26 protein-coding genes are annotated in these 25,081 nt (G+C 67.8%); 14 read left to right on the top strand and 12 right to left on the bottom strand.

Annotated features, from left to right (window positions below; translation table 11 throughout):
• Together B840_RS04090 and B840_RS04085 are read left to right on the top strand one after the other, a co-directional pair.
• Entirely contained in the window at positions 1-2,019 is a 2,019-nt protein-coding gene (locus B840_RS04090; RefSeq protein ID WP_042621077.1) for a vWA domain-containing protein, read from the top strand.
• A gap of 64 nt (positions 2,020-2,083) precedes the next feature.
• Entirely contained in the window at positions 2,084-3,352 is a 1,269-nt protein-coding gene (locus tag B840_RS04085) for an NAD(P)/FAD-dependent oxidoreductase (RefSeq protein ID WP_042621076.1), read from the top strand.
• Between the two features lie 15 nt (positions 3,353-3,367).
• Here B840_RS04085 and B840_RS04080 read toward each other — a convergent pair whose 3' ends face one another.
• On the bottom strand, positions 3,368-3,775 hold the full coding sequence (locus B840_RS04080) for an SRPBCC family protein (protein WP_042621075.1): 408 nt from the start codon (positions 3,773-3,775) through the stop codon (positions 3,368-3,370).
• A 2-nt stretch (positions 3,776-3,777) separates the two neighbouring features.
• Positions 3,778-4,875: an alkene reductase gene (locus B840_RS04075; protein WP_042621074.1), complete on the bottom strand. Its 1,098-nt coding sequence runs from the start codon at positions 4,873-4,875 to the stop codon at positions 3,778-3,780.
• A gap of 115 nt (positions 4,876-4,990) precedes the next feature.
• Between B840_RS04075 and B840_RS04070 the strand changes: the two genes are divergently transcribed.
• Positions 4,991-6,052 carry a tocopherol cyclase family protein gene (locus B840_RS04070; RefSeq protein WP_042621073.1) on the top strand — a complete coding sequence of 354 codons (1,062 nt, stop codon included), beginning with the start codon at positions 4,991-4,993 and terminating at the stop codon, positions 6,050-6,052.
• 1 nt (position 6,053) lies between these two features.
• Here B840_RS04070 and B840_RS04065 read toward each other — a convergent pair whose 3' ends face one another.
• On the bottom strand, positions 6,054-6,659 hold the full coding sequence (locus B840_RS04065) for a hypothetical protein (RefSeq protein WP_042621072.1): 606 nt from the start codon (positions 6,657-6,659) through the stop codon (positions 6,054-6,056).
• A 117-nt stretch (positions 6,660-6,776) separates the two neighbouring features.
• The gene (locus B840_RS04060; protein WP_042621071.1) at positions 6,777-7,346 is read right to left on the bottom strand and encodes a dihydrofolate reductase family protein; all 570 of its coding nucleotides are present in this window, start codon (positions 7,344-7,346) and stop codon (positions 6,777-6,779) included.
• A gap of 45 nt (positions 7,347-7,391) precedes the next feature.
• On the opposite strand from B840_RS04060, the gene B840_RS04055 reads away from it, so the two are divergent.
• Positions 7,392-8,099, top strand: coding sequence for a type 1 glutamine amidotransferase domain-containing protein (locus B840_RS04055; RefSeq protein WP_042622506.1), 708 nt, complete (start codon positions 7,392-7,394; stop codon positions 8,097-8,099).
• 2 nt (positions 8,100-8,101) lie between these two features.
• On the top strand, positions 8,102-9,700 hold the full coding sequence (locus B840_RS04050; RefSeq protein ID WP_169745259.1) for a bifunctional metallophosphatase/5'-nucleotidase: 1,599 nt from the start codon (positions 8,102-8,104) through the stop codon (positions 9,698-9,700).
• On the opposite strand, the gene B840_RS04045 is transcribed toward B840_RS04050, so the two are convergent.
• Positions 9,685-11,496: a SulP family inorganic anion transporter gene (locus B840_RS04045; protein WP_084602776.1), complete on the bottom strand. Its 1,812-nt coding sequence runs from the start codon at positions 11,494-11,496 to the stop codon at positions 9,685-9,687. The two genes, B840_RS04050 and B840_RS04045, sit on opposite strands and share 16 nt — an antisense overlap.
• Before the next feature lie 286 nt (positions 11,497-11,782).
• Here B840_RS04045 and B840_RS04040 point away from each other — a divergent pair, with 286 nt between their 5' ends.
• The 3 genes from B840_RS04040 to B840_RS04030 all read left to right on the top strand — a co-directional run bounded on the left by B840_RS04040 (position 11,783) and on the right by B840_RS04030 (position 13,538).
• A complete protein-coding gene (locus tag B840_RS04040) occupies positions 11,783-12,463 on the top strand; it encodes a TRM11 family SAM-dependent methyltransferase (RefSeq protein ID WP_042621070.1) in 681 nt (226 codons plus the stop codon).
• 219 nt (positions 12,464-12,682) lie between these two features.
• Positions 12,683-13,057, top strand: coding sequence for a hypothetical protein (locus B840_RS04035; protein ID WP_042621069.1), 375 nt, complete (start codon positions 12,683-12,685; stop codon positions 13,055-13,057).
• 79 nt (positions 13,058-13,136) lie between these two features.
• Positions 13,137-13,538 (top strand): META domain-containing protein, encoded by a 402-nt coding sequence (locus B840_RS04030; RefSeq protein ID WP_042621068.1) that lies wholly within the window; start codon positions 13,137-13,139, stop codon positions 13,536-13,538.
• 74 nt (positions 13,539-13,612) lie between these two features.
• Here the strand turns inward: B840_RS04030 and B840_RS04025 are convergent, their stop codons facing one another.
• The 6 genes from B840_RS04025 to ychF form a co-directional block, all read right to left on the bottom strand.
• The gene (locus tag B840_RS04025; protein ID WP_042621067.1) at positions 13,613-14,170 is read right to left on the bottom strand and encodes a 2'-5' RNA ligase family protein; all 558 of its coding nucleotides are present in this window, start codon (positions 14,168-14,170) and stop codon (positions 13,613-13,615) included.
• A gap of 201 nt (positions 14,171-14,371) precedes the next feature.
• A complete protein-coding gene (locus tag B840_RS04020) occupies positions 14,372-14,812 on the bottom strand; it encodes a YtoQ family protein (protein WP_042621066.1) in 441 nt (146 codons plus the stop codon).
• 236 nt (positions 14,813-15,048) lie between these two features.
• Complete coding sequence (locus B840_RS13430; protein ID WP_156971832.1) at positions 15,049-15,735, bottom strand: hypothetical protein; 687 nt, start codon at positions 15,733-15,735, stop codon at positions 15,049-15,051.
• Positions 15,735-15,989, bottom strand: a complete 255-nt coding sequence (locus B840_RS04010) for a HigA family addiction module antitoxin (RefSeq protein WP_229676585.1) — start codon at positions 15,987-15,989, stop codon at positions 15,735-15,737. The genes B840_RS13430 and B840_RS04010 overlap by 1 nt, the downstream gene beginning before the upstream one ends.
• Positions 15,990-16,023: 34 nt before the next feature.
• Positions 16,024-16,305, bottom strand: a complete 282-nt coding sequence (locus B840_RS13030; protein WP_084602772.1) for a type II toxin-antitoxin system RelE/ParE family toxin — start codon at positions 16,303-16,305, stop codon at positions 16,024-16,026.
• A gap of 40 nt (positions 16,306-16,345) precedes the next feature.
• Positions 16,346-17,431: a redox-regulated ATPase YchF gene (gene ychF, locus B840_RS04005; RefSeq protein WP_042621064.1), complete on the bottom strand. Its 1,086-nt coding sequence runs from the start codon at positions 17,429-17,431 to the stop codon at positions 16,346-16,348.
• Positions 17,432-17,616: 185 nt separating this feature from the next.
• On the opposite strand from ychF, the gene B840_RS04000 reads away from it, so the two are divergent.
• The 5 genes from B840_RS04000 to B840_RS03980 are packed head-to-tail and all read left to right on the top strand — an operon-like array spanning position 17,617 to position 22,675.
• The gene (locus B840_RS04000) at positions 17,617-19,236 is read left to right on the top strand and encodes a sodium-dependent transporter (protein ID WP_042621063.1); all 1,620 of its coding nucleotides are present in this window, start codon (positions 17,617-17,619) and stop codon (positions 19,234-19,236) included.
• Complete coding sequence (gene metS / locus B840_RS03995) at positions 19,233-19,403, top strand: methionine/alanine import NSS transporter subunit MetS (protein WP_042621062.1); 171 nt, start codon at positions 19,233-19,235, stop codon at positions 19,401-19,403. Before B840_RS04000 ends, metS begins: the two co-directional genes overlap by 4 nt.
• A 26-nt stretch (positions 19,404-19,429) precedes the next feature.
• Complete coding sequence (locus tag B840_RS03990; protein ID WP_084603068.1) at positions 19,430-20,944, top strand: AI-2E family transporter; 1,515 nt, start codon at positions 19,430-19,432, stop codon at positions 20,942-20,944.
• A 36-nt stretch (positions 20,945-20,980) separates the two neighbouring features.
• Entirely contained in the window at positions 20,981-21,961 is a 981-nt protein-coding gene (locus B840_RS03985) for a DNA recombination protein RmuC (RefSeq protein ID WP_042621061.1), read from the top strand.
• A 6-nt stretch (positions 21,962-21,967) separates the two neighbouring features.
• Entirely contained in the window at positions 21,968-22,675 is a 708-nt protein-coding gene (locus tag B840_RS03980) for a DUF6542 domain-containing protein (RefSeq protein ID WP_042621060.1), read from the top strand.
• A 117-nt stretch (positions 22,676-22,792) separates the two neighbouring features.
• Here the strand turns inward: B840_RS03980 and B840_RS03975 are convergent, their stop codons facing one another.
• Positions 22,793-23,749: a 4-hydroxy-3-methylbut-2-enyl diphosphate reductase gene (locus tag B840_RS03975; protein WP_042621059.1), complete on the bottom strand. Its 957-nt coding sequence runs from the start codon at positions 23,747-23,749 to the stop codon at positions 22,793-22,795.
• Between the two features lie 83 nt (positions 23,750-23,832).
• Here B840_RS03975 and xseA point away from each other — a divergent pair, with 83 nt between their 5' ends.
• The gene (gene xseA, locus B840_RS03970; protein WP_042621058.1) at positions 23,833-25,074 is read left to right on the top strand and encodes an exodeoxyribonuclease VII large subunit; all 1,242 of its coding nucleotides are present in this window, start codon (positions 23,833-23,835) and stop codon (positions 25,072-25,074) included.
• Positions 25,075-25,081 lie beyond the last annotated feature (7 nt).

The raw sequence follows: 25,081 nt of genomic DNA, 5'->3' as shown, positions 1-25,081 counted from the left end.
ATGTCGAACAGCCACACCGCCCCGGGCGGCGGCCGACGCCGCGCCCGCTACGGCCGTTACACCGGCGGACCCGATCCGCTGGCTCCCCCGGTCGACGTGTCCGGGGCGCTCGACGCCATCGCCGAGGATGTCATGGCCGGTTACTCCCCCGAGCGTGCCCTGCGGGAGTATCTGCGCCGCGGCGGTGCGGGGCGCGAAGGTTACGACGACCTGGCCCGGCGTGTCTCCGAGAAGCGCCGGGAACTGCTGCAGAAGCACAACCTGGGCGGCACGCTGCGCGACGTCAAGAAGCTTCTCGACGACGCCGTGCTGGAGGAGCGCAAGCAGCTCGCCCGCGACGTGACCATGGACGACGACGACCGCGCCCTCCGGGAGATGCAGATGGCCAACCTCCCGGTCTCCACCGCCGCGGCCGTGCAGGAGCTGTCGGACTATGACTGGCAGTCCACGGACGCGCGGGAGAAGTTCGACCACATCAGGGACCTGCTGGGCCGGGAGGTGCTGGACCAGCGCTTCGCGGGTATGAAGCAGGCGCTCGAAGGCGCGACCGACGAGGACCGCGCGGCCATCCGGGAGATGCTCGCCGACCTCAACGCGCTGCTGGACAAGCACCGCCGCGGTGAGGACACGCAACAGGACTTCGCCGAGTTCATGGCCCGGCACGGTGACCACTTCCCGGGCAACCCCGGCAGCGTCGAGGAGCTCATCGACGCGATGGCACGGCGCTCCGCCGCCGCGCAGCGGATGCTCAATTCCATGTCCGAGGAACAGCGCCGCGAACTGATGGAGCTCTCGGCCCAGGCCTTCGGCTCCCCGGAGCTCATGGACCAGCTCGGCGCGCTGGACGAGAACCTGCGCTCGATCCGCCCCGACCTCGACTGGTCCGGGGCCGAGGACTTCTCCGGTGACGAGGGCCTGGGGCTCGGCGACGGAACGGGCGCCGTGCAGGACATCGCGGAGCTCGACGCCCTCGCCGAGCAGCTCAGCCAGTCCTACGGCGGCGCCCACTCCTCCGACATCGACCTCGAGGCGCTGACCCGCCAGCTCGGCGAGGAGGCATCGGTGTCGGCGCAGATCCTGGCCGACATCGAACGCACCATGCGCGAGAGCGGGCTGCTACGGAAGGAGGCCGACGGTTCCCTGCGTCTGTCGCCGAGGGCCATGAGGCGGCTGGGCAAGGCGCTGCTCGACGACGCCGCCCAGAAGCTCGGCGCCCGCAGCGGCGCCCGGGACTCACGGCTGGCCGGCGCCTCGGGCGAGCAGACCGGGGCCTCCCGGCCGTGGGAGTTCGGCGACACCCAGCCCTGGGACGTGACCCGGACGGTGACCAACGCGCTGCAACGCACCGCCGGCGAGGGGCCGTCGGCACCCGGCCGGGTGCGGATCGAGGTGGGCGACGTCGAGGTCGTCGAAACCGAGGCGCGCACGCAGTCGGCCGTGGCGCTGCTCGTGGACACCTCCTACTCCATGGCCACGCAGGGCCGGTGGGTGCCGATGAAGCGCACCGCGCTGGCTCTCCACCACCTCGTCTCGACGAGGTTCCGGGGCGACGAGCTGGCACTGATCACCTTCGGGCGTCTGGCCGTGACCATGGACATCGACGAGCTCACCGCCCTTCCCCCGGTGCACGAGCAGGGCACCAACCTCCATCACGGCCTGCTGCTCGCGGAGCAGTTCTTCGCCCGGCACCCGGGTATGGACCCGACGCTGCTCATCGTCACCGACGGCGAGCCGACGGCCCACCTCGAGGCGCACGGAGAAACCTGGTTCGACTGGCCGACCCACCCCGAGACACTGCGCCGCACCGTGACGCAGCTGGACCGCGTCACCCGGCGGGGCACCCGCACGACGTTCTTCCGTCTGGGCGATGATCCTGGCCTGGAGAGGTTCCTCAACCAGCTCGCCGACCGCGCGGGCGGGCGGGTCACGGCCCCGGACCTCGACGACCTGGGGGCCGCCGTCGTCGGCGAGTACCTGCGCTTCCGGGACAGCGGGTACGGCGAGGTTGACTGGGGCTAGTGGAGGACGGTCCGACACCCGACGGAGTCCCACTACACTCGGTGGCCCGGAACAAGGAGAGCTCATGGACGCAGACGTCATCGTCATCGGAGCCGGCCTGGCAGGTCTGCAGGCCGCTCGCAGGCTGCAGGACAACGGACTCACCGTCACCGTGCTGGAGGGGTCCGACGCCGTCGGCGGCCGGGTGCGCACGGACCGGGTCGACGGTTTCCTCGTCGACCGCGGATTCCAGATCCTCAACCCCGCCTACCCGGCCGTGCGGGACTTCATCGACGTCCGCGCGCTTCGGCTGCAGCACTTCGGCGTCGGCGTCATGGTGCGCGACGGCAGTGGACTGTCGACGCTCGCCCACCCGCTCCGGCACCCGCGGCTCCTGCTTGAGACGCTGCGCAGCGGTTACGTGACCCCCGGCGAGGTCTTCGCCCTGGCCCGGTGGTTGGCGCCCACTCTCATCCGCGAAACAGCCTCCTCCCGTGCCACGGGCGACGCGACGCTCGCCGACGCGCTCGATGCCGCCGGCGTGACGGGGCCGTTGCGCAGGAGCATCCTCGACACCTTCCTCAGCGGCGTGCTCGCCGACGCCGGCGGCACCACCTCCGCCAACTTCGTCCGGCTGCTTCTGCGTGCATTCGCCTTCGGGGCGCCCGGGCTTCCCGCCCAGGGGATGCAGGCCCTGCCGGAGCAGATGGCCGCGCAGCTCACCCGGCCACCCCTCCCCGAGCTGAAGGTCGCCGCCGTGCGCGACACCGGCGGCGGCGTGGAAGTGGAGACCGACGCCGGTGTCCTGGGCGGGCGCATGGCTGTCGTGGCGGCGGGCCCGGTGGAGGCCGCCGAGTTGACCGGGATCACCGCGCCGGCCATGAACGGGCTGACCACGTGGTGGTTTTCCGTGCAGGAATCGCCGCTGGCCGAGAAGTTCCTCCTGCTGGACGCCACCGGCACCGCGGGCGGCCCGGCGGGACCCGTCGTGCACGCTGCCGTGGTTTCCGAGGCGGCCCCCTCCTACGCCCCTGCCGGCCGGCACCTGGTGGAGGCGACGACGTTGCTGGGTCCGGAGGGCGGCGACGCGGACGAGGCGGCGGTCCGCCGCGATCTGGAGCGGATGTACGGCACCTCCGTGACCGGGTGGGAGCTCATCGCCCGCCACGAGATCCCCCGCACTCTGCCGGCCCAGCCGCCGCCGCTGATCGACCGCCGCACCCAGCGCGTCGGCGACCACGTCTTCGTCGCCGGCGACCACCGCGACACCGCCTCCATCAACGGTGCCCTCGTCTCGGGGGACCGGGCCGCCTGGGCCGTCGCCGGCCTTCTCCGGGGCCGGAACGAGGTCTGAGGGTGCGGGGCACCGTCAGCGGACCAGCCGCCGCAGCGCCCGACGCATCAGCGGCCGGTACGCCGTCAGGACCGGCCACGGCCCCGTCATCGTGATGCCGGCAGCCGTGCCCGGCGCGTCACTGCCGCCCGCCCGCGCGCTGAGGCTGCTGAGGCTGTGGTGCAGGACCAGTTCCACCGGCCCGACGCGCACCGCCCAGGACCAGGAGCGCGATTCCGGATCAACCGACAGGACCTCGAAACGGGCCGGCACGACGCCGAGCGCGGTGACGGTGCCGGTGGTGCCGCGCCGCAGAACAGCCGTCGACGCGGCCACGCTGGTCAGGTGCGGGGCCCAGGTGGTCCACCGCTCCGGATGGAGGTAGCGTTCCCACGCCTCCTCGGGTGCCGCGGGGCCGTGCACCTCCACCCTCACCGAGGCCACGGCTAGGCGCGCTGGAGGGCCGGGTAGTCGGTGTAGCCCCTCGCGCCGCCGCCGTAGAATGTTTCCGGGTCGGGGTCGTTGAGGGGTCCGTCCTCGCGCCAGCGCTGCACCAGGTCCGGGTTGGCCAGCGCCGAGCGGCCGACCGACACCGCGTCCGCGCCGGCGCGGTCGACGAGCCCGAAGGCGGTCTCCCGGGTGCTGAAGCGGCTGAAACCGGTGTTGAGGATGAGCGGGGCGCCGAAGGCCTCGCGCAGGGCCTGCACCAGCTCGCCCTCCGGCTCGTGGTGGACGATCTCGACGTGCGCCAGCCCGAGGCCCGCCACCCCCTCCGCCAGTGCGAGGTAGGTGGCCAGAACATCCTCCCGGTCATTTTCCAGCGCGCCCTGGATGTTGTGTTCCGGGGACAACCGCAGGCCGGTGTTCTCCGGGCCGATGGCCTCCGCCACCGCGGTGAGGACCTCGACGGCGAAGCGTGCGCGGTTGAGCGGGCTGCCGCCGTAGGCGTCGGTGCGGGTGTTTGCGCTGGGTGCGAGGAACTCGTGGATCAGGTAGCCGTTGGCGCCGTGCACCTGCACACCGTCCATGCCTGCCGACATCGCGTTGCGCGCCCCGGCCACGAACTGCCCGATGACCTTCTGAATCTCCTCCCCGGTCAGAGCGTGGGGCACCGGGGCGTCGACCTTGCCGGAGGAGATGCGGATCGGGTTCGGGCTGGCGATCTCGCTCGGGGCGACGATCCTCCCGGTGCCCGTGAGCTCCGGGTGGGAGATGCGTCCGCCGTGCATCATCTGCATGACGATCCGCCCGCCCCGGGCGTGCACCTCGTCGGTGATCTCCCGCCAGGCCGCGACGTGCGCGTCGGTCTCGATGCCGGGCTGACGCCCCCACGTGCGGCCCTCCTGTACGGGCCAGGTGCCCTCGGTGATGATCAAGCCGAAGGATGCGCGCTGGGCGTAGTACTCCTTCATCAGCTCGGTCGGGGTCCCGTCGGACTCCGCCCGGATCCGGGTCAGCGGGGCCATGACGACCCGGTTGTCCAGCTCGAGCCTGCCCAGTTCAGCCGGGGAGAACAGCGGATGTGCGGTGTCGTGATCACTCATGAATTCTGGTGGTCCTTTTCGTGCTTCTCGGGAATGTTCTCGGTCCACTCCCCTGCAACGACGGTCGCGGCCGTTTTCTTCCCCGGACCCCCGTGACCTGTGCTGTACTGGCCTCATGAGCTTCCTGCAGCGCTACCGCTCCACCGGAGCAGACCTGCCCTTCGGTGACCCCCTCCGGGCGCATCACGGGGTGGCGATGGAGGGCTACTTCTGGCGTATCACCGATCCCGGCACCGGCCGCGTCATCATCGCGCTGTGCGGAGCGAACCAGGGTCCGCGGGGCTCGTGGGCGACGGTGGGTCTCGCCGCGTGGCCCAACGGTTTCCTCCGCACCGATGCCCTGGACGGTTCGTGGACCGACCCGGAGGGGCTCGGCGTGAGGGGCGGGACCGTCGGCCGGACAGGCTCCCCGGCTTTCGAGGGCGACGACCGTCGGCTCCGGGTCGACCTCGGTGCCGACGCGAAACTCGATGTCACTTTCCACGACCTCGATCCCTGGCCGCACCGTTCACTGGGCGGCTCAAGCGTGTTCCAGGCCGTGCCCCGCCTCAACCAGTACTGGCACCCCTGGTTGCTCGGCGGCAAGGCAACCGGAACCGCGACCGTGGGCGGCGAGAAGTGGCACTTCGAGGACGCGCAGGTGTACGGGGAAAAGAACTGGGGCCGCGAGGGCTTCCCCGGATACTGGTGGTGGGGCCAGGCGCAGGGTTTCGACGACCCCGAGGCCTGCGTCGCCTTCGCCGGCGGCCTGGTCACCGACGGCCGGCTGCGCGTGGAGGTCACCGGCCTGGTCGTGCGGCTTCCCGACGGCCGCGTCATCCGCCTGGGCAACCCCGTGGTCAGCCCGGTGCGGACCCGCACCAGCGACGATCAATGGCATCTGTCCGGGCGCGGTTATGGCTGGCGCATCGAGGTCGACGCCACTGCCCCACTCGACCAGGCCTTCGTGCTGCCCGTCCCGTTGCCCAGCGAGCACCACAACACCCCCGGTGACCTGGAGCACCTCGTGGGTGACATGGAGGTGAGCGTGCACCGTTTCGGCCGGCACGTGTGGACGGGGAAGACGTCGCTTGCTGCACTCGAGCACGGCGGGCTCGATCGGGCCCGAGGTGAACTACGCCGCCGAGGGCTGGACGAGACGCTGCCCGCGGCCCCGCCCCTCCGATCGGGGTCCTGACTCAGCGGAACTCGAACTCGAGTTTCACCTGGTCGTCGATGCTGTGGATGATGCCGGTGTAGAAGTTTCGTGTCTGGCCCTTGAGGAGGTCGCGGTTCTCCTTGACCTGCTCGGCCTTCGTGTCGTCGTTGAGGATCTCGGTGATGGTCTTCGCGGTGTCGATTTTCGGGGTCCCCCAGCTGAGCACGCCGTTATCCTCAAGCGCCGTCTCGAACTTCCCGTTGTCGTGGCCGATGAAGATGAAGTCGGGAACGGAGATGAGGTACCGGTTCTCCCCGGTCTCCTCGACGGTCACATCGCCGCCCTCGATACCGAGCTTGGCGCGGTAGGTGTACTTCACGAACTGCGTGCGGCTGGTGCCGGGCACACTCTTCCCCATGACCACGCGCTCCACGGTCTCCGTGGACAGACCCTGGACGTTCGCGCTCAGCAGCACCAGCTGCTCCTGGCGTTCGACCGCAGTGACGATCTTCTCGTTGCTGGACTCGGTGATCACCTCGAGCGGCTTCTCGAACGGCAGCTGATCCTTCAGAGCCAACGCGCCGCCCCCGAAAAACGCCACTATTCCCACGGCCACCACCAGGACCGACACCAGCAGAGTTCTCATCGATTTTCCCTCACCTCAGGCCCGCACGCGGGCACCCGGGGTGGACCATGTGACCCCACCCTTGAACCCGGGGAACATTACACAGCAACTAAATGCCCCACCTCGAACGGGGTGAACCTAAGGTTCGGGGCCGACGACGCGGAAGAGCATGGCGGTGAACTGGCCGTCGCGTTCCACACGCTCGCGGTGGAGGCGGAGACGGCGCGGCAGCAGCGGTTTCCCCCGCCCAAGAACCACCGGGCACTGGTGGATCCACATCAGATCAAGCAGCCCGTGGTCGGCGAACTGACCCGCCAGGTCTCCCCCTCCGACGACCCACACGTCCTTTCCTCCCGCCGCCTCGACCAGGCGGGGATGAAGTTGCGCCACATCCCCGGCGAAAAGCTCGACCCCGGCGACCGGGGTGATGTCACGGTGGGTCACCACCCAGGACGGCTGCGCATAGGGCCAGACGAAAGGTTGCCCGTCCTTGGTCAGCTCGCTTTCCAGCCATGCGTAGGTGCTGGCGCCGCAGACGATCGCCCCGACGTCCCCCATCATCCGCTCAAAGTCCAGCGTCGCATCGTCGCCGTACCGCCCCTCCGGGTCATCGGCGTACCCCGGGGTGGCGAACAACCAGGAGAGACTGTGGTTTTCGTCGGCGATGAAACCGTCCAGGCTGGTGGCGGTGCAGTAGATGGTGCCCATGCCGCCATGGTGGCACAGGTCACCTTCTCCGTGGAGGATGGATGCATGAGCCCTCATATCCTGCACGTGGTCACCAATACCGCCCACTTCGACGACCCGTCCGAAAAAACCGGCCTGTGGCTGTCCGAACTCACCCACGCCTGGGAGGTTTTCGAGGGCCGCGGCTTCGAGCAGACCATCATCAGCCCGGTCGGCGGCTACGTGCCCCTGGATCCGCGTTCGTTGAAGTTCCCGGCCAAGGAGAAGACCGCGGAGGCGTGGCTCTCCGGCCCCGCGAAAATGTCGCTGCTCGGTGACACCCCCCGTGCCGCCGACGTCGACGCCGCCGACTATGACGCCGTCTACTTCGCCGGCGGCCACGGCGCCATGTACGACTTCCCCGACAACGTCGACCTCCAGCGCATCACCCGGGAGATCTTCGAGGCCAGCGGCGTCGTTTCCGCGGTCTGCCACGGTTACTGCGGGCTGCTCAACACAAGGCTGTCGGATGGTTCCCTGCTTCTCGACGGCCGCGAGATCACCGGTTTCTCGTGGCTCGAGGAGAAACTGGTGCTCGTCGACAAGCTCGTTCCCTACGACGTCGAGAAGCAGAGCAAGGAGCGCGGGGCGTCGTACCGGAAGGCGAAGCTCCCGTTCGCGCCTTTCACGGTCGCGGACGGCACGCTGATCACCGGCCAGAACCCGGCGTCCGCGAAGGAGACGGCGGAGCGGGTGGCGGAGGTGCTGGCCACCGTCGGACGCGCAGATGCATGACCATGACGACGACACGACTCACGATTCTGCAGACCGCTGACCTGCACGGGCAGCTGGAGACCCACGACGAGTTCTACCTCGAGGACGGTCAGCCGACGTACCGGCAGGCCGGCGGGGTGGCCCGGATCAGGACCCTCTTCGACCGGGTGCGGGCGGAGAACCCCAACACCATCGTCGTGGACAACGGCGACTGCTTCCAGGGCAGCGGCTGGACCCAGCTGACCCGAGGACAGGCGATGGTGCCGGTCATGAACGCGCTCGGCTACGACGTGCTCATGCCGGGCAACTGGGAAGTGGTCTTCGGCAAGGACAGGCTGCTGGAGGTCGGTGCGGAGTACGCCTGCACCATGGTGTGCACCAACATGCACCACGCCGAACCCGGGGAAGGCGAATCTCAGCCGCTGGGCAACGACGTCGTGGGCAACCACCTGTTCTCCCCCTTCACTGTGGTCGAGCGCGACGGCATCCGGGTGGGAATCCTCGCCTACAACGACCCCAACCTCACCAAGCGGCAGGCCCCTGCCTACAGCCGCGGCATCGCCATGACGCGCCCGGCCCAGAGCATGGCCCACTGGGTGCGACGCCTCCGGGAGGAGGAAGGCTGCCAGGTGGTGCTCGTCATGGGGCACCTGGGCATCGCGCCGCAGGTGGCGCTCGCGGACGAGGGCTTCACCGAGGGAGTCGATTACATCCTCGGCGGCGACACCCACGAACGCGTCCGGCAGCCGCTGCAGGGCAGGTTCGCACGTGTCACGGAACCCGGCGCCTTCGGCTCCTTCGTCGGCCGCCTCGACCTGGCGGTGGATGCGGAGGGTGTCCGCGAGGTCGGCTACGAGCTGATGGACGTCCCTGGGGACCTGCCGGAGGACAGTGAAGTCCGGGCGATCGTCGATAAACTCCGCGCCGGCCACCCGGAACTGGAGGAGCAGATCGGGACCACCGCGAGCGCGCTGCAGCGCTACTACGTGCTCGAGACACCGATGGACAACCTCATCACCGACGCCCTGTTCGCCGCAGCGTCCACGACGCTGGAAGCTGCCGGCGGGAAGCTCGACATCGCGCTGTCCAACGGTTTCCGGTTCTGCCCGCCGCTCGTCCCCGACGAGGGCGGGAGCGCGGCCATCGACAGGCAGTTCCTGTGGTCGATGCTGCCGGAGAACTCCGAGGTCAAGGTGGGAAGCGTCACGGGGGCGCAGATCCGCACGTGGCTCGAGAAGGAATTGAACAACGTTTTCTCCCCACGGGCCGACGAAGTGTTCGGCGGTTGGGTCGTGCGATTCGCGGGAATGCGGGTGCGGTTCGTCTCCGAAGCGCCCATGGGACACCGCCTGCGTTCCGTCGAGATCGGCGGGCGCCCGCTCGACCCGGAGGAAACCTACGTCGTGGCGGCCTGCGGGCGCGACGGCGACCCGCCGACCACACTGTGCAGGCTCAGGAACGTGGCGGATCCCCGCCTGCTGGGGTTCACCCTCCACGACGCACTTGAGGAGTTCCTCGCCGCGGGCGAGGTCACGTACGACCTCGAGGGCCGCTGCGTGGCCGAGGACCTGCCCGACCGCCTCCTGGGCCAGAAGCACATCGAGGGTTACGAGTTCCGCTGAGGACGATCCGGGCGGTCGGGGCTGAAGGGCACCGGACCGGGCGGCGATGCGGACTCGACGACGTCCCGGGGCACCCCGGCGGGCAGCTCACCGTGTTCGGCGCGGTAGCGCCGCGCGTACTCCCGCACACCGGTCGGGAGGGTGGCGAAGATGTTCTCGGCGCCGACGCGCTCGATAAAACCCGTGGGCTCGAGGCTCCGGTACAGGTCCTGCTTGACTCGCGCCATGGTGAAGCGGATGCCGCGCTGCTCGAGCCGGGTGCGCAGCTCCTCCAGAACGTCGACCGCTGTCAGGTCGATCTCGGTGTTCGCCTCGGCGTTGAGCAGGAACCACACCACCGGCTGATCCGCGTCGTCGACCGCCGACATCGCCTGCTCCAGGAAGTTGTCCGCGTTGGCGAAGAACAGGGGCGAGTCGTAGCGGAAGACCACGAGCCCGCGGACCGAGGCCGCCTCCGGGTAGTCGTCCAGGCTGTGCATGCCAGGCACACCGGGCGCGTAGCCGAGGACGTCCGCCTGGGGCCTCGTGATGCGCCGGAGCAGATCCAGGATCGACAGCGCTACGGCGAAGCCGATGCCCCCCAGAACGCCGAAGAAGACGACGGCGGCGGCGGTGGCGGCCGTGATCATGAGCTCGCTGCGACGGAAGCGGCCGATGCGACGGATCTCCCCGACGTCGATCAGGCGGGTCGCGGCGTAGATGACCAGCGCGCCCAGCGCGGCATCCGGGAAGGACTCCAGCACGGGTCCGGCGAAGAGGAGGACCATCACCACCGCGAGGAGCGCAACAAGGGAGTGCACCTGCGTCCTGGCCCCGGCCGCGTCGCCGAGCACGGTCCGGGACCCGCTGGATGAGACGGGGAAGCCCTGGAGGAAGCCGTTGGCCAGGTTGGCGGTGCCCAATGCGAGCAACTCCTGGTTAGAGTCGATGACCTCGTCCCGCCCCGACGCGAACGCCCGGCCGGTGAGGATGTTGTCCGAGAAGCCCACCACAGCGATGCCCAGGGCATAAGGCAGCAGTGACCAGACCTCGAGGTCGCCGAGGTTGGGGAGCCGGGGCTCGGGCAGTCCACGGGGAACCTCCCCGATGACCTCCAGCCCGTAACGCTCCAGCCCGAAGATTGCGACGACCGCGGCCCCGAGCAACAGCACCATCAACGGCCCCGGCAGTGTGGGGGCCAGCCAGTTCACCAGGTAGAGCAGCACCAGAACGGTCAACCCGAGCGCCACCGTCGGCAGGTGCGCCTGGGCCACCTGGCCGAGAAACGAGACCACCTCATCCCCGGTGCTCTCCCCCTCGACTTCCAGCTTGGTGATCTTTCCGAGCTGACTGACGATCATGAGCAGCGCAATGCCGATCAGGTAGCCGATCAGGACGGGACGGGACAGGAGTGAGGTGAGGAAACCCAGCCGGGCGACAAACCCGACCACGCAGACGATTCCGACGGCGATCGCCAAAACGGCGGCGACCTCTGCGTACCGTTCCGGCCCGCCCGCAGCCCCCACCAGTGCGCCGACGCCGGCCGCCGTCATGAGCGCCGTCGTCGACTCCGGGCCGATCGACAGCTTGCGCGAGGTGCCCAGGACGAAATAGATGAGCATCGGCGCGAGGATCGCCCAGAGCCCGACCACGGCGGGCAGGCCTGCGATGACCGCGTAGGCCATCACCTGGGGGACCAGGTAGGCGGCGACGGTCACACCCGCGACGACGTCGCCGCGCAGCCAGGAGCGCTCATAGCGCCGGAGTACGCCGATTCCGGGGAGATAGCGCTCCCACACCGGCCTGTCACTGGTCATAACCATCACGGTACTCGGCCATCGCCCGCACCGGAACCGGTTCAGTGGGTGGCGGTGGTCTGCTGTTAGAGAGCGAGGCGCGGGGTGCCGGCGATCAGCACGTAGGTGCCCGCCATCAGAGTCTCGAAGAGCGGTTCGCCCGCGCGTTCCGCGACGGCCCGGTAGACCGTTCCAGTGCGGTCATGGGCTCAGCCCAGCGAGAACGCCGCCGACGCGATCGCTTATCGACGCCCCACAGACGCCGGCCGTGTCCGGGCCAGGAACCGCCCCAACTAAGCTGCCCTCCATGGACACTTCGCCGGATAGCCCTGTGGATGCCCGGCTTGCCGCTTCCCACGAGACCTTCTTGTCCGAGCGGCCGCCCGGCGCGGAGGAGGACGTCCACATGATCCCCGCGATCGTGGACCACGTCATCGAGTGCTGCACCAACCCCGGTGACCTGGTGTTGGATCCTTTCGCAGGTTTCGGCACCACCCTCGACCGCGCGGTGCGTCTGGGGAGACGGGGTGTCGGTGTGGAACTGCTCCCCGAACGTGTCGAGCACATCCGCCGACACACGCCCGGCGCCGTGGTCATCGAAGGGGACGCCCGTGAACTGCTGCCACGGCTGACGGACCCCGGCAACGGTGTCGACCTGGTGCTCAGTTCGCCGCCCTACATGACAGCCACCCACCACGACGCAGACCCCCTCACCGCCTACGAGGAGGACGGCGGCAACTACCCCCGTTACCTGAGGGAACTCGGCGCAGTGGCAAAGCAGTGCGCGCGGCTTCTCCACCCGGGCGGGTACCTGGTGTGGAACGTGGCGGACATCTTCCACGAGGGCGACCAGACGCATCTCATCGATGACTGCGCCATGGTTCTCGATGCGCATCTCCGCCGCGCCGCCCTCGTGGAGATCGAATGGGACAGACTGCCACAGGACCTGACCCGCGACGCGCTGCTCGTGTTCCGGCGGACACCGTAGAGGGCGAGGGCTACGGGATCATGCGTCCCGTTACTTTCATGGTGTCCCCATCATGGGGATGGTCGCTGGGGGCCGTCCCTTGTTTGGTGGACACCCCCATCCGTCAGGGGGCGGATATGCCGCATCTCATCACCCGGTGCCGTTGTGGACACCCCGCCCACGTACGACAATGGAAGCAGGATCCCCGGTCCGGGGTTCTTCCGCACACGGAGGTGAGGAATGTCGACCACATCCACCCGTCACCCGGGTGACGGTCCGGGCCGGGACGTGCGCTACGCCTGGTTGAGTGTGCTCCTGCTCCCGGTTGCCTTCGGTCTGGCCTTCCTCGTGGGGGAAGGGCTCATCGGGCTCCTGGGGTATCCCGTCGGCGGGGCGGACAGTGACGCCCCGCTGTGGGCGATCCTGGTCGCCACGATCCCGGCGCTGCTGGTGTTCTGTGTCCCGGCCGTGGTGTCTGCGTGGTTCGCACGGCGCGCCGCCTCCCGGGGTGACCGCCGCGGGTGGGTGCCGGCGGTCCTGTTGGGCATCATTGCGCTGGCTTTCATCGCGATGAACGTGCTGGCGGGACTCGGGTTCGAGGCCAACCTTGGCTGAGGACATGGCCGGGGCGGCGCGGCGCCGTGCAGTTGACCACCCGGTTCACACGGCATGCAACGTCCGGCTGGGTGCACTTATGCTGTCCCTGCTGCTCCTCCTACCGGGATGCGGGATCATTTCCGGCGGGCGCAACGAGGCGCTCGACGGGACCTGGCGGTTCCAGGATTTCGGAGCATCCGCCGGCCCCTCTTCAGGCAACCCCGGCCTGATCGTCACCATGACTCTCGACGCCGGCGATGTGTCCGGCAGCACCGGGGTCAACAGCTATCAGGGCACCTACACGTGGAAGGCGAACGGGTTCTTCAAGTTCGATGAGCTCGCAGTGACCGAGAGAGGAGGCGCGCCAGCCGCGATGGTCTTCGAGCGGAGGTTCCTCGACTCGATCGAGGACGTCCGCAGCTACGAGTTGGTGGACACGAAGCTTCGACTGGGTGACGGCGACGGCGGGGAACTGCTCGTCTTCGCCCCGGTCCCCTGAGTGGCCGCGCACGAGGGCAGTGGCCCCGCATTCTCGGAGCGACGCCTCCTCAACGGTGCTGAGGATCTGATTGCTCAGGGCCGACGGCCGGGGCCGCTCTCGACCTTCATGTCTGTCCCCTCAGCGAAGCTCTCCCCGGCGAGGACCGTGAGTTCCCGGGGACCCGGTCGCCAGAGCGCGGCCCGGACAACCTCCACCTCCCTGAGACGGGAAGAAGTCACCTCGTTGAGCGCACGGATGTAGTCGGGCACGACCTCCTGCGGCAGCCGCAGCCCCATCGTCAGATGTGGAGTCCATCGGGGGCCACGCCCACTGGGATTGAGGTCACTGATCTCACGGGCCGCAATCTCCAGTTCGTCGGAGGTTTCGAGCAACCATGCGACGGTCTGTTTGCGTTGCGTGCCGAATACGACGGTGCCCACCCGCTCAAAACGGGCGGGGATCAGGGGCGGGAGAAGATCGGCGGCGCGCCGTACGACGTCGCCCGGCATGGCCGAAGAAAACGTCACGGTGATGTGCGGCGTCTGCTTCTGCGCGGGGAACCCACGCTCCGCCAGATGCGCGAACACCTCACGCACCTGGTGCTCTTCTTCCTCGCGGAGATGCAGCAGAATGTTGTCGGGTGACGTCATCGCCTGTGACTCCTCCTTCTGCGCCGGGCGTGGCGGGCGTCGCGGGCGTGGCAGCAGCAGATGCCCCGTGCCGCGCCCGTGCCGCTACGCGTTGAACTTCACCTCGGCCACCTTGGATGACCGGAATCCGCTTGAGCGCCGTTGACCGTGGCCACTTCGCCCCGGAGAAATCACCCATCCGCGTTGATCTGGTCCGCCAGGCTACGCCTTGAGCACGTACCGCAGGATCTCCACCACCTGGTCGGTGGTGGTGCACCAGGCCTGCGCCTCTGCATCAACCTCCTTGAGCGGATGGACGATGTCCGCCTCATGCAGGGTCACATAGGGCTTGCCCAGCGCGGCGCAGTAACCGGCATCGAAGGCAGCGTTCCACTGCTTGTACTTGTCCCCGAACCGCACCACCACCAGATCACTCTGCTCAATCAGGGTGCGCGTGCGGATGGCATTGACCTTGGCGGACTGGTGATCACGCCAGAACTGGCTCTCAGCCTCGCCCAGATGGTCGCCGGCGGCGTCGCTCGCGGGATGGTCCGTCACCGGCGCGGTGAACACCACGTCGAGCCCGGCGGCCTCGGCACCGCGCTGGATTTCTTCGCGCCAGTCGGTGTGGATTTCGCCGGAAAGATAGACATTGAAACTCATTACTGAAGCTCCTGTTCGGGATCTGGACAGAGCTGCTCTGCTCTCACGTGTGCCCCACCCTAGTGAATCTGCGATTCCGGAGACGGGGGCTTTCCACAATCCTCTGTGGTTCGCCTCGGAAAGAGAAAACCGGCGCGTCACCTTGGAGAGTGACGCGCCGGACTGTCGTGGAGCTAGACGTGGAACTTGAACTCCGCCGGGTTACGTCGACAAGCAACGTCACTGGGAAAGTTGTTCTATGCCGTATGAAAATATTCGGGGTTGATCCACGCACATTTTCCCAGCTCAAACGAACGCAGCTCCTCCATACTCGCCGGGAGAAACTTATCGGGGACCGGACGCTGCCATCGAACCTCTTCCGCTTCTGCACCCTCAATCTTCGGCACGAGGTTCTCACCATAGAACCACAGGTCACTGAGCGCACTCACTTCCTGCATCTCAATATCAGCAACCTGCCACGACCACCGGGAGGGATCGTCTTCGTAGCAATAACCCAAGAATCCTTCTTGGGTTCCGGCGAGAACGTGAATTACGAAGTGGATGAACTCTCCATCATCCCAGGCGGCGACAACGCGCAGCGTCGGAAGCTTTCTGATGCCGTCTTCGATATAACAGCTCTCATCCCGCCGCCAACCAAGTCCTCGATCCAGGGCACGCACAAAATTGCCCATGTCCAGCCGAGGACCATCTGGATCAGCTAAGGCCCGGGCCTTGCGAAGTCTTTTCTCGATCTGGCACGCGGTAATCGCTGCAGCCTGATCAGAAACCACCTTTCGACGATCCAGAACCCGACTAATCTCCTCATCTACTTCTGGCAGGGCCTCAGCAGGAGCGAAACGACGTCGCACCAGAAGTTCATGCAATGAGCGCTCGAGCGCCGTTGCCTGGGACGCGAGTTGCGTGAGACTTTCGGAGTCATCCATCACGCCGTCCTCAGCGGTTCAATTTCATTGAGCTGGTCCGCAACTTTGCCCTCCGCAACCTCAAGGTCGTACTGCGCCTGAAGGTTGAGCCAGAACCTGCTCTCCACACCAAAGTAACGTCCGAGGCGCAACGCCGTATCCGCTGTGATCGCGCGCTTTCCGTGGACGATCTCGTTGATGCGGCGAGGCGGAACTCCGATCGCAACGGCGAGGCGGTTCTGGGTAATACCAAAGCCCTTGATGAAATCCTCCATCAGGATTTCTCCCGGATGGATCGGAGCCCACTTCTCAGTGGTAATCGACGAGTTCAACATCTTCCACGCCTCCGTCTTTCCAGATGAAGCAGAGCCGCCATTGATTATTGATACGGATGCTGAATTGACCTTCGCGATCCCCTTTGGGCGCTTCAAGACGGTTGCCTGGCGGCACCCTGAGTGTGTCGAGCGTCGGCGCTGCATCCAGCATCTTCAGCTTCCGAATTGCAGCCTTCTGCACCTTAGGGTCAATCGATGCGACCCGCTCACGGCGCCAGAGGCGTTCGGTGTCGCGGTTCGAAAACGATCTGATCACCCGTCAATTTTTGCAGGCATAACGCGATGCGTCAATAACGTTAGACGTTAAACTTGAACTCCACCACGTCGCCGTCGGCCATGACGTAGTCCTTGCCCTCCTGGCGGACCTTGCCCTGGGCCTTGGCCTCGGCCATGGACCCGGCGGCGTCGAGATCCGCGAAGGACACGATCTCAGCCTTGATGAAGCCTCGCTCGAAGTCGGTGTGGATGACGCCGGCGGCCTGCGGGGCGGTGTCGCCCTTGTGGATCGTCCAGGCGCGGGACTCCTTCGGACCGGCGGTGAGGTAGGTCTGCAGGCCGAGGGTCTCGAAGCCGGCGCGGGCCAGGGAGTGCAGGCCGGGCTCGGACTGGCCTACGGACTCGAGCAGCTCGGCGGCCTCGTCGTCGTCGAGCTCGAGGAGCTCGGTCTCGGTCTGGGCGTCGAGGAAGACGCAGTCGGCGGGGGCGACCAGAGCGCGGAGCTCCTCCTTCTTCGCCTCGTCGGTGAGCACCTCCTCGTCGGAGTTGAACACGTAGAGGAAGGGCTTGGCCGTCATCAGGTGCAGCTCCCGCAGCAGCGCGAGGTCGATCTCGCCGCTGCGGGCGGCGGAGAACAGCGTGCGGTCGTCCTCGAGGACGGCAAGAGCCTTCTTCACCTCGGCGACGGTGTCGGCGAGCGACTTGTCCTTGCGGGCGTCCTTCTCCAGGCGCGGCAGTGCCTTCTCGATGGTCTGCAGGTCGGCGAGGATCAGCTCGGTGTTGATCACGGAGATGTCCGTCGAGGGGTCGACCTTGCCGTCGACGTGGATGACGTTCTCGTCGGAGAACGCACGCACGACCTGGCAGATGGCGTCTGCCTCCCGGATGTTGGCGAGGAAGGCGTTGCCCATTCCCTCGCCCTCGGAGGCTCCCTTGACGATGCCGGCGATGTCGACGAAGGACACCGTGGCCGGCAGGATCCGCTCGGAGCCGAAGATCTCGGCGAGGCGGGTCAGGCGGGCGTCGGGAAGCTCGACGAGGCCGACATTGGGCTCGATGGTGGCGAACGGGTAGTTCGCGGCGAGCACGTCGTTGCGGGTCAGGGCATTGAACAGGGTGGACTTGCCCACGTTGGGCAGACCGACGATTCCAAGAGTAAGGCTCACGGGCGTTGATCCTAGCAGCCTGCGGATTCGCACTGGCAGCGGCCGGGGCGGCTACCGTTGGTAGTACAAAGGGCCACCGTTATAGAATCAGCCCGTTCCCACGTTATCCGCGTCACACCCTGGACGCCTTCCACGCCTGCACCCGGGCCCATGACCGTGCACCTCAACCACTGACAGGTTCAACTATGTCTGCAACTCCCCAGCAGGGCCAGCGGCGCGAGGTGTTCTCCTCGCGCTGGGTGTTCCTGCTCGCCGCCATCGGCTCGGCCGTCGGCCTGGGCAATATCTGGCGTTTCCCCTACATCGCCTACGACAACGGCGGCGGAGCCTTCCTCATCCCTTATCTCGTGGCGCTGCTGACCGCGGGCATCCCGCTGCTGTTTCTCGACTACACCCTGGGTCACCGCTACCGCGGCTCCGCGCCGCTGGTCTTCCGCCGCATCAAGAGCTGGGCCGAACCCGTCGGGTGGATCCAGGTCGGCATCTCCTTCTTCATCACCTTGTACTACGCCGCGATCATCGGCTGGTCGGGCCTCTACGCGGTGAAGTCGCTCAACAAGGCATGGGGCGCCGACCCGGACACCTACTTCTTCTCCGATTTCCTCCAGTTCGACGACACCGCATCCTTCTCCACGAACTTCGTGCCGCAGATCGCGCTAGCCCTCGCGCTGGTGTGGATCGCCGCGATCGTCGTCCTGGCGATCGGCGTGGACAAGGGCATCGGCCGGGTGGCCAAGGTCTTCATCCCCCTGCTCGCGGTCCTCTTCGTCATCGTCGTCATCCAGGCGCTCCTGCTGCCCGGCGCGGCCACCGGCCTGGACGCCCTGTTCACCCCGGACTGGGGCGCACTGGCGGATGCGGGCGTGTGGGTCGCCGCCTACGGACAGATCTTCTTCTCCCTGTCCGTCAGCTTCGGCATCATGCTCACCTACTCCTCCTACCTGCGCCCGCGCACCAACCTCACCGGTACGGGTCTGACCACCGCCTTCGCCAACTCCTCCTTCGAGGTCCTCGCCGGTATCGGTGTGTTCGCCGCCCTCGGTTTCATGGCGGTCCAGCAGGCGGTCCCCGTCGATGAGGTCGCCACCTCCGGCATCGGCCTGGCGTTCGTCGCCTTCCCCGCGATCATCAACGAGATGGCCTTCGGCCCGATCTTCGGCTTCCTCTTCTTCTCCTCGCTGACCATCGCCGGTTTCACGTCGCTGTTCTCCCTGCTGGAGGTCGTGGTCTCGGCGTTCAAGGACAAACTGAACCTGCCGCGCAAGACCGTCGCCGTCGCCATCGGCACCGTCATGGCGCTGCTCTCGCTGGCGCTGTTTTCCACCACGTCCGGCCTGCTGGCACTGGACATCATGGACAAGTTCACCAACAACGTGGGCATCGTGGCCATCGCGCTGATCTCCGTGATTGTGCTGGACTGGATCCTGCGCCGCATCGATGAGTTCTCCTCCCACATCAACGCCGTCTCATCCTTCAAGGTGGGCACTCTCTGGCGTATCAGCGTGATCAACGTGACCACGCTGGTCCTGGGCTTCACCCTCATCCAGGAGCTGATCACCCTGATCCAGGAACCCTACGGCGGGTACACCGCGGCCCAGGTGGCGCTCTACGGCTGGGGGGTCATCGGCCTCATCGTCGTGGCCGCATTCGCCCTGTCATTGGTCCCCTGGCGCGGCAACCATCCGTTGGACGGCCCACCGGGATCCGACTTCGGCGTCGACCCGGAGATCCGGCGGGTCCTCCACCAACCGCGGAAATACAACGGCTCCGACAAACAGCACAACGAGAAGGGAGCGGCGCTATGAGCGGCATCGCGATCATGATGATGGTCCTGTTCATGGTGGTCATCTGGGGCGGACTCGTCGTCAGCACCATCCACCTGATCAAGAACCCCGACGACACCTCCGGCGAGCTCGGTCGCTCAGAGGATTCCACCAACTCCCGCCTCGCCGGGTTGGAGCACCACTACTGAGACCCGGGGCGCGGATGTCAGGCAAGATGGAGCCTGTGACAGACCAGCCGACCGCCCGACCGGAACCGAACGACCCCTCCCCGACCTCCGCCGGAACTGCGGAGGCGGCCGAAGCCGCTGCCGCCGCGGCGGAGAACCCCGCGGGGTTCGTCGGGTTGGAGCCCACCGGTCCGGACGCGTCCGGCCGCTACGTCGACCAAATCGACCGGTCCGTGGTCATCGGCGAATGGCTGAAGTCCTTCTCCATGCTGGCGCTGCGGATGATCATCATCGTGGCGTTCGCGTACGGCGCCTGGCTCCTGCTCAAGGTGGTCGGGCGCGGGGTGCTGCCGGTGGTCTTCGCGATCATCGTGTGCACCGTTCTCGCCCCGCCCACCACCTGGCTGCGGCGTCGAGGGCTGCCCTCCGCCCTTGCGGCGATGATCTCGATGCTGGGTTTCTTCGGCTTCTTCGGCACTATCGTGTGGTTTATCGCACCCGATATCGGGCGGCAGTCGCAGATCCTCTACCTCCAGTCCCTGGAGGGGGTGCAACGGCTCCAACTGTGGGCGCAGGGCCCGCCGCTCAACGTCGACGGGGAAGATCTCTCCGAGCTGATCAACGACGCCGCCTCCTGGATCCAGGATCAGGCGGGCACCATCGCCGGCGGCATCATGACCGGCGTGGGGACGGCGACGTCGGTGATAGTGACCCTGTTCATCGTCCTGGTGCTCACCTTTTTCTTCCTCAAGGACGGCCCCCGTTTCCTCCCGTGGGCCCGAGCGGTCGCGGGCAGGCGCGCGGGCTGGCATCTCACCGAATCTTTGACCCGCGGCTGGAGCACCCTCGGCGGTTTCATCCGGGCGCAGGCGATAGTCTCCTTCATCGACGCGGTTTTCATCGGCCTCGGGCTCGTCCTCGTCGGGGTGCCCATGGCGCTGGCCCTCGCGGTGATCACCTTCATCGCGGGCTTCATCCCCTTCGTCGGCGCAATCGTCGCCGGCATGTTGTCGGTGCTGGTCGCCCTGGTCTCCCTCGGTTTCACCGAAGCGCTGATCGTGTTGGGCATCGTCCTGGCCGTCCAGCAGCTCGAGGGCAACGTCCTGTCCCCCTGGCTGCAGTCCAAGGCGATGGACCTCCACCCCGTCATCGTGCTCGTCTCCGTCACCGTGGGTGGCGGCCTGTTCGGCCTCATCGGTTCCTTCCTGGCGGTCCCCTTCGTCGCGATGATCGCGGTGGGTTTCCGTTACCTGCAGGACATGACCGCGCTGCGGGCCGGCGAGAAACTCGCCGCCGACATCACCTGGTCCACCCCGGAGGGCGAACTCAACGGCCTGCTCTCCGAGGAGGAGGGCCGCGTGCGGCGCCGCCAGTGGCGCGAGTCGCTCTCCTACGTCGAGGAGCCGCGCCGCTCCGAGGCACCTTCCGCACAGCAGAAGACAAAGCAGCAGGCAGCTCCCGAGACCCCCTCCCCCGCCGCACCCCGCTCCTCCGGCCGGGGAAGGCTTCGCCTGCGGATCCCCGTCGCCGACAAGGTGTTCGAACGCTTCGGCCGCCGCTGAGCTGGTCGTGTCGGGGGCGTGTGACAGGGTGAGCGCATGAGTTCCGCCCTGCCAGTCCTGCTCGTCGGTGTCCTTCTGGGCGCGGCGCTCGGCTGGCTCGCCCATGCGCATCGCCGACCCTGTGAACCTTCCCCGCCGCCGATCCCCACCGTTGATCCCGGCCTCATCCGCCTGGAGTCCGCCGTGAGCACCATCGGCGGGCAGCTCCGTGAACTGGAACAGGACCGCGCTGTCTCCTACGCCTCCCTGGCCAGCCAGGTCCAGGCGATGACGCGCACCTCCACCCGCCTGACCGACCGCACGGACCAGCTCGTCACCGCCCTGCGGGCCCCGCAGGTCCGCGGCCGGTGGGGCGAGATCCAGCTGGAGCGGGTCGTCGAGCTGGCCGGCGGGCGCCGCATCATTGTCGACGCCAAGGTGCCCTTCGTCTCCTACCTCGATGCCCTGGACTCGCAGGATCCCGAGGAACACGGCGCCTACCTGCGTCGGCACGCCCATCTGCTGCGCACCCACGTCACCCAGCTCGCGGCGAAGGACTACATCGACGCCTTCACACCGACCCCGGAATTCGTGGTCCTGTTCGTCCCCGCTGACCCCTTCCTGGACGCCGCGCTCGGGGTGGATCCCGAACTGCTCGAGTACGCCTTTTCCCGCAACATCGTCATCGCCACACCCACCACCCTGTTCGCGCTGCTGCGCACGGTGGCGCTCGGCTGGCGGCAGGAGGACATCTCAGAGAAGGCGCGCGACATCCAGCGCCTCGGCCGCGAGCTCTACAAGCGCCTGAACACCATGGGCGACCACTACAACCGGGTGGGCCGGCAACTGGAGAATACCATCGAGGCCTACAACTCGACCCTGACATCCCTCGATTCCAGGGTGATGGTTACCGCCCGGCATCTGGCCGACCTCGATGTTCCCGCCCGGACGGACCGGCACCCCACCCGGCCGGAACAGATCATCACCCGCCCCCGGGACAGGTCTTCGCCTACGGACGAAGACTCCGGACTAGACTGATCCTCCGTGTCCACCCCCACCCACCGCAGCAGAGCCAGGCCGGATGCCCGGAACGCCGGGTTACCGACCTGGTCCGGTATCGCCATCGTCATCGCGGCCCTGATAACGGGCCTGCTGCTGAGCATCAACGCGCAGTCGATCGGCACGCCGTATCTGATATGTTTCGGCGTCGCCGCCGTCGTGGTGGCCCTGTTCACTGAAGCTCGGGGGCTCTTCCTCGTCGTGGCCTCCCTGCCGCTGGTGTTCGGCATCATGACGGTGATCTCCGCGTGGGCGGTGACCCGCTCGCTGGCGGCCGAGGGGTCGGCAGCCTTCTCCACCACCACGGTGATCACCGCGTTGTTCCCGCTGGCGCAGTTCTTCCCCGTTCTTTTCGGCGCCACCGCGGCCGCGGGCCTCATCGCCGTTCTCCGGCTGTGGCTCCTCCGCCGCTCCGGCCGCGCCCGGGAAAGAGCGGCGATCGAGCACCGCCGCCGCGCCGCCGAAGCCGACCGCGTCAACCGCGACACCGCCTCCCGGGCACGTCAGCGCACCAACCAGGTCACCGTGGACGAGTTGCTGGCCCGCAACCGCGCACGAAACGAGGCGACCGGCGAAACCCGCGGCGGAGCCCGCCGACCCGAGGTACCCCGCAGGGATCCGGCGCCCGGGCAGCCGCCGAAGCAGCCGAAGCCGCCGCGGCGCCGACGACTCGACGACGACCTCTACAGCTGAACAACAGCCGGGAGTGCGCAACGGCGCACTCCCGGCTGTTGTTCCTTCCGCCCACCCGGGGCACCGACGCTTTGAGGGGGCGTCGACAAGCACCGGCGGAGCGGGCCCCGGCGGGGACTACCGGGTGCGGGCGTGGCGGAGCACACGCGGCAGCGAGAATACGATCTTCTCGGAGGCGGTGGTGACCTCCTCGACGTCCCCGAAGCCGCGCTCGGCGAGGAACGCCAGAACGTCCTGCACCAGGATCTCCGGCACGGACGCACCGGAGGACAGACCGATGGTCTCCACGCCCTCGAGCCAGGAGTCCTCGATCTGGTGGGCGTAGTCGACGAGGTGACCGGCCTTCGCCCCGGCGTCGAGGGCGACCTCGACCATGCGCTTGGAGTTCGAGGAGTTCTGCGAGCCCACGATGATCATCAGGTCGGCCCGCGGCGCGATCGCCTTGACGGCCACCTGACGGTTCTGGGTGGCGTAACAGATGTCGTCGCTCGGCGGATCCTGCAGGCCCGGGAAACGCTCCTTCAGCGCCCGGACGATCTCCATGGTCTCATCCACCGAGAGAGTGGTCTGGGACAGCCACACCAGCGGCTGATCGGCGGGGAAATCCGGGAGCTTCCCGACGCCCTCAAGCCCGTCGACCAGGTGGGTGTGGCCGGGGGCCTCACCCATGGTGCCCTCCACCTCCTCGTGGCCCTCGTGGCCGACGAAGAGGATCTGGTAACCGTCGCGCACGAAACGCTTGACCTCGTTGTGGACCTTGGTCACCAGCGGGCAGGTGGCGTCGAGGGTGTTCAGGCTGAGGCGCTCGGCCTCTGCGTGGACGGCCGGGGAGACACCGTGGGCGGAGAACACGAGGTGCGCACCCTCGGGCACCTCGTCGGTCTCCTCGACGAAGACGGCCCCCCGCTCAGCGAGGGTGTCCACCACGTAACGGTTGTGGACGATCTCCTTTCGCACGTACACGGGGGCGCCGTACTTCTCCAGCGACTTCTCCACGGTTTCCACTGCCCGGTCGACGCCGGCACAGTAGCCGCGGGGGGCCGCGAGGAGGACCTTCTTCACTGCTTCACTCATGCCCCCACCCTAACCAACCCGGCCTGCTAAGCCTAGACTTGGGACGCGTCACCGAATCCCCAGCCGATTGTCAGGAGCATCACATGGCCGGTCAGCCATCCTCACCGGAGACCCCGTGGCCGGTGCGGCGCCTCAACGCCGAGGTCAAGGGCTGGATCCAGCGTCTGGGTTCCGCGTGGGTCGAAGGCCAGCTCACCCAGGTCAACGTCAAACCCTCATGGAAGCTGTCCTACCTGACGCTGCGCGACACCGAATCCGAGACGTCGGTCCAGCTGACCGCGCCGACGAACCTCATCCAGTCAATGCCTTCCCCGCTCCGCGACGGCGACCGCGTCGTCGTCCACGGCCGGCCCGCCTTCTATGAAGGCCGCGGCAGCTTCTCCCTGTGGGTGACGGAGATCCGGCCTGTGGGCATCGGCGAGCTGCTGGCCCGGATCGAGCGCCTGCGGGCGCAACTGGCCCAGGAGGGCCTGTTCGACCCGGCACGCAAGAAACCCCTGCCCTACCTGCCGGTCCGCGTGGGCCTGATCACGGGCCGAGGTTCGGCGGCGGAGCGCGACGTCCTCTCGGTCGCCCGCGACCGGTGGCCCGAGGTGGACATCCGGGTGATCAACACTGCCGTGCAGGGCGCGACGGCCGTGCCGGAGATCATCCGGGCACTGGAGGAGCTCGACCGGGATCCCCTGGTCGACGTCATCATCATCGCGCGCGGCGGCGGCAGCGTGGAGGATCTGCTGCCCTTCTCGGAGGAGGCCCTCCAACGTGCGGTGGCCGCGGCGGAGACCCCCGTGGTCTCGGCCATCGGCCACGAACCGGACAACCCGGTCCTGGACAACGTGGCGGATCTGCGCGCGGCCACCCCGACTGACGCCGCGAAGCGTGTCGTCCCGGACGTGGCCGAGGAGCGGGCTTTCCTCGCCGAGGCGCGGTCCCGGATGGCGGCCGCCCTGCGCGGCTGGGTCCAGCGGGAACGGCACGGGCTGGCGGGGATGCGCTCGCGGCCGGTGCTGGCGGATCCGATGACGCCGATCCGGGTGCGGCGGGAAGAGATCGAGCGGGCGGTGGCCCTCATCCGCCGCGACGTGCAGTACCTGCTGCAGACGGAAGTCGCCCAGATCAAGGCGTTGCGGGCGCAGGTCTCGGCGCTCGGTCCGGCGGCCACGTTGTCCCGCGGCTACTCGGTGGTGCAGGTCGTCCCCCGGGACGGCACTCCCCCCGAGGTGGTCATGAGCATCAGGCAGGCGCCCCCGGGCAGCCAGCTGCGCATCCGCGTGGCGGACGGATCCATCACAGCCGCGGGCATGTCCGCGGTCCCGGCAGACTAGAACTTCC

This window comes from Corynebacterium marinum DSM 44953 (genome assembly GCF_000835165.1).
Lineage (GTDB): Bacteria > Actinomycetota > Actinomycetes > Mycobacteriales > Mycobacteriaceae > Corynebacterium > Corynebacterium marinum.
Note: the sequence above shows the minus strand (reverse complement) of the source record. Positions and strands in the feature narration are given on the sequence as shown.

What these genes read in the sequence shown, in the direction of transcription:
- B840_RS04090 (WP_042621077.1), top strand. Translation starts at nt 1, where the DNA reads ATGTCGAACAGCCACACCGCCCCGGGCGGCGGCCGACGCCGCGCCCGC.
- B840_RS04085 (WP_042621076.1), top strand. Translation starts at nt 2,084, where the DNA reads ATGGACGCAGACGTCATCGTCATCGGAGCCGGCCTGGCAGGTCTGCAG.
- B840_RS04075 (WP_042621074.1), bottom strand. Translation starts at nt 4,875, where the DNA reads ATGAGTGATCACGACACCGCACATCCGCTGTTCTCCCCGGCTGAACTG.
- B840_RS04070 (WP_042621073.1), top strand. Translation starts at nt 4,991, where the DNA reads ATGAGCTTCCTGCAGCGCTACCGCTCCACCGGAGCAGACCTGCCCTTC.
- B840_RS04065 (WP_042621072.1), bottom strand. Translation starts at nt 6,659, where the DNA reads ATGAGAACTCTGCTGGTGTCGGTCCTGGTGGTGGCCGTGGGAATAGTG.
- B840_RS04060 (WP_042621071.1), bottom strand. Translation starts at nt 7,346, where the DNA reads ATGGGCACCATCTACTGCACCGCCACCAGCCTGGACGGTTTCATCGCC.
- B840_RS04055 (WP_042622506.1), top strand. Translation starts at nt 7,392, where the DNA reads ATGAGCCCTCATATCCTGCACGTGGTCACCAATACCGCCCACTTCGAC.
- B840_RS04050 (WP_169745259.1), top strand. Translation starts at nt 8,102, where the DNA reads ATGACGACGACACGACTCACGATTCTGCAGACCGCTGACCTGCACGGG.
- B840_RS04045 (WP_084602776.1), bottom strand. Translation starts at nt 11,496, where the DNA reads ATGACCAGTGACAGGCCGGTGTGGGAGCGCTATCTCCCCGGAATCGGC.
- B840_RS04040 (WP_042621070.1), top strand. Translation starts at nt 11,783, where the DNA reads ATGGACACTTCGCCGGATAGCCCTGTGGATGCCCGGCTTGCCGCTTCC.
- B840_RS04035 (WP_042621069.1), top strand. Translation starts at nt 12,683, where the DNA reads ATGTCGACCACATCCACCCGTCACCCGGGTGACGGTCCGGGCCGGGAC.
- B840_RS04030 (WP_042621068.1), top strand. Translation starts at nt 13,137, where the DNA reads ATGCTGTCCCTGCTGCTCCTCCTACCGGGATGCGGGATCATTTCCGGC.
- B840_RS04025 (WP_042621067.1), bottom strand. Translation starts at nt 14,170, where the DNA reads ATGACGTCACCCGACAACATTCTGCTGCATCTCCGCGAGGAAGAAGAG.
- B840_RS04020 (WP_042621066.1), bottom strand. Translation starts at nt 14,812, where the DNA reads ATGAGTTTCAATGTCTATCTTTCCGGCGAAATCCACACCGACTGGCGC.
- B840_RS13430 (WP_156971832.1), bottom strand. Translation starts at nt 15,735, where the DNA reads ATGGATGACTCCGAAAGTCTCACGCAACTCGCGTCCCAGGCAACGGCG.
- B840_RS04010 (WP_229676585.1), bottom strand. Translation starts at nt 15,989, where the DNA reads ATGGAGGATTTCATCAAGGGCTTTGGTATTACCCAGAACCGCCTCGCC.
- B840_RS04000 (WP_042621063.1), top strand. Translation starts at nt 17,617, where the DNA reads ATGTCTGCAACTCCCCAGCAGGGCCAGCGGCGCGAGGTGTTCTCCTCG.
- metS (WP_042621062.1), top strand. Translation starts at nt 19,233, where the DNA reads ATGAGCGGCATCGCGATCATGATGATGGTCCTGTTCATGGTGGTCATC.
- B840_RS03990 (WP_084603068.1), top strand. Translation starts at nt 19,430, where the DNA reads ATGGAGCCTGTGACAGACCAGCCGACCGCCCGACCGGAACCGAACGAC.
- B840_RS03985 (WP_042621061.1), top strand. Translation starts at nt 20,981, where the DNA reads ATGAGTTCCGCCCTGCCAGTCCTGCTCGTCGGTGTCCTTCTGGGCGCG.
- B840_RS03975 (WP_042621059.1), bottom strand. Translation starts at nt 23,749, where the DNA reads ATGAGTGAAGCAGTGAAGAAGGTCCTCCTCGCGGCCCCCCGCGGCTAC.
- xseA (WP_042621058.1), top strand. Translation starts at nt 23,833, where the DNA reads ATGGCCGGTCAGCCATCCTCACCGGAGACCCCGTGGCCGGTGCGGCGC.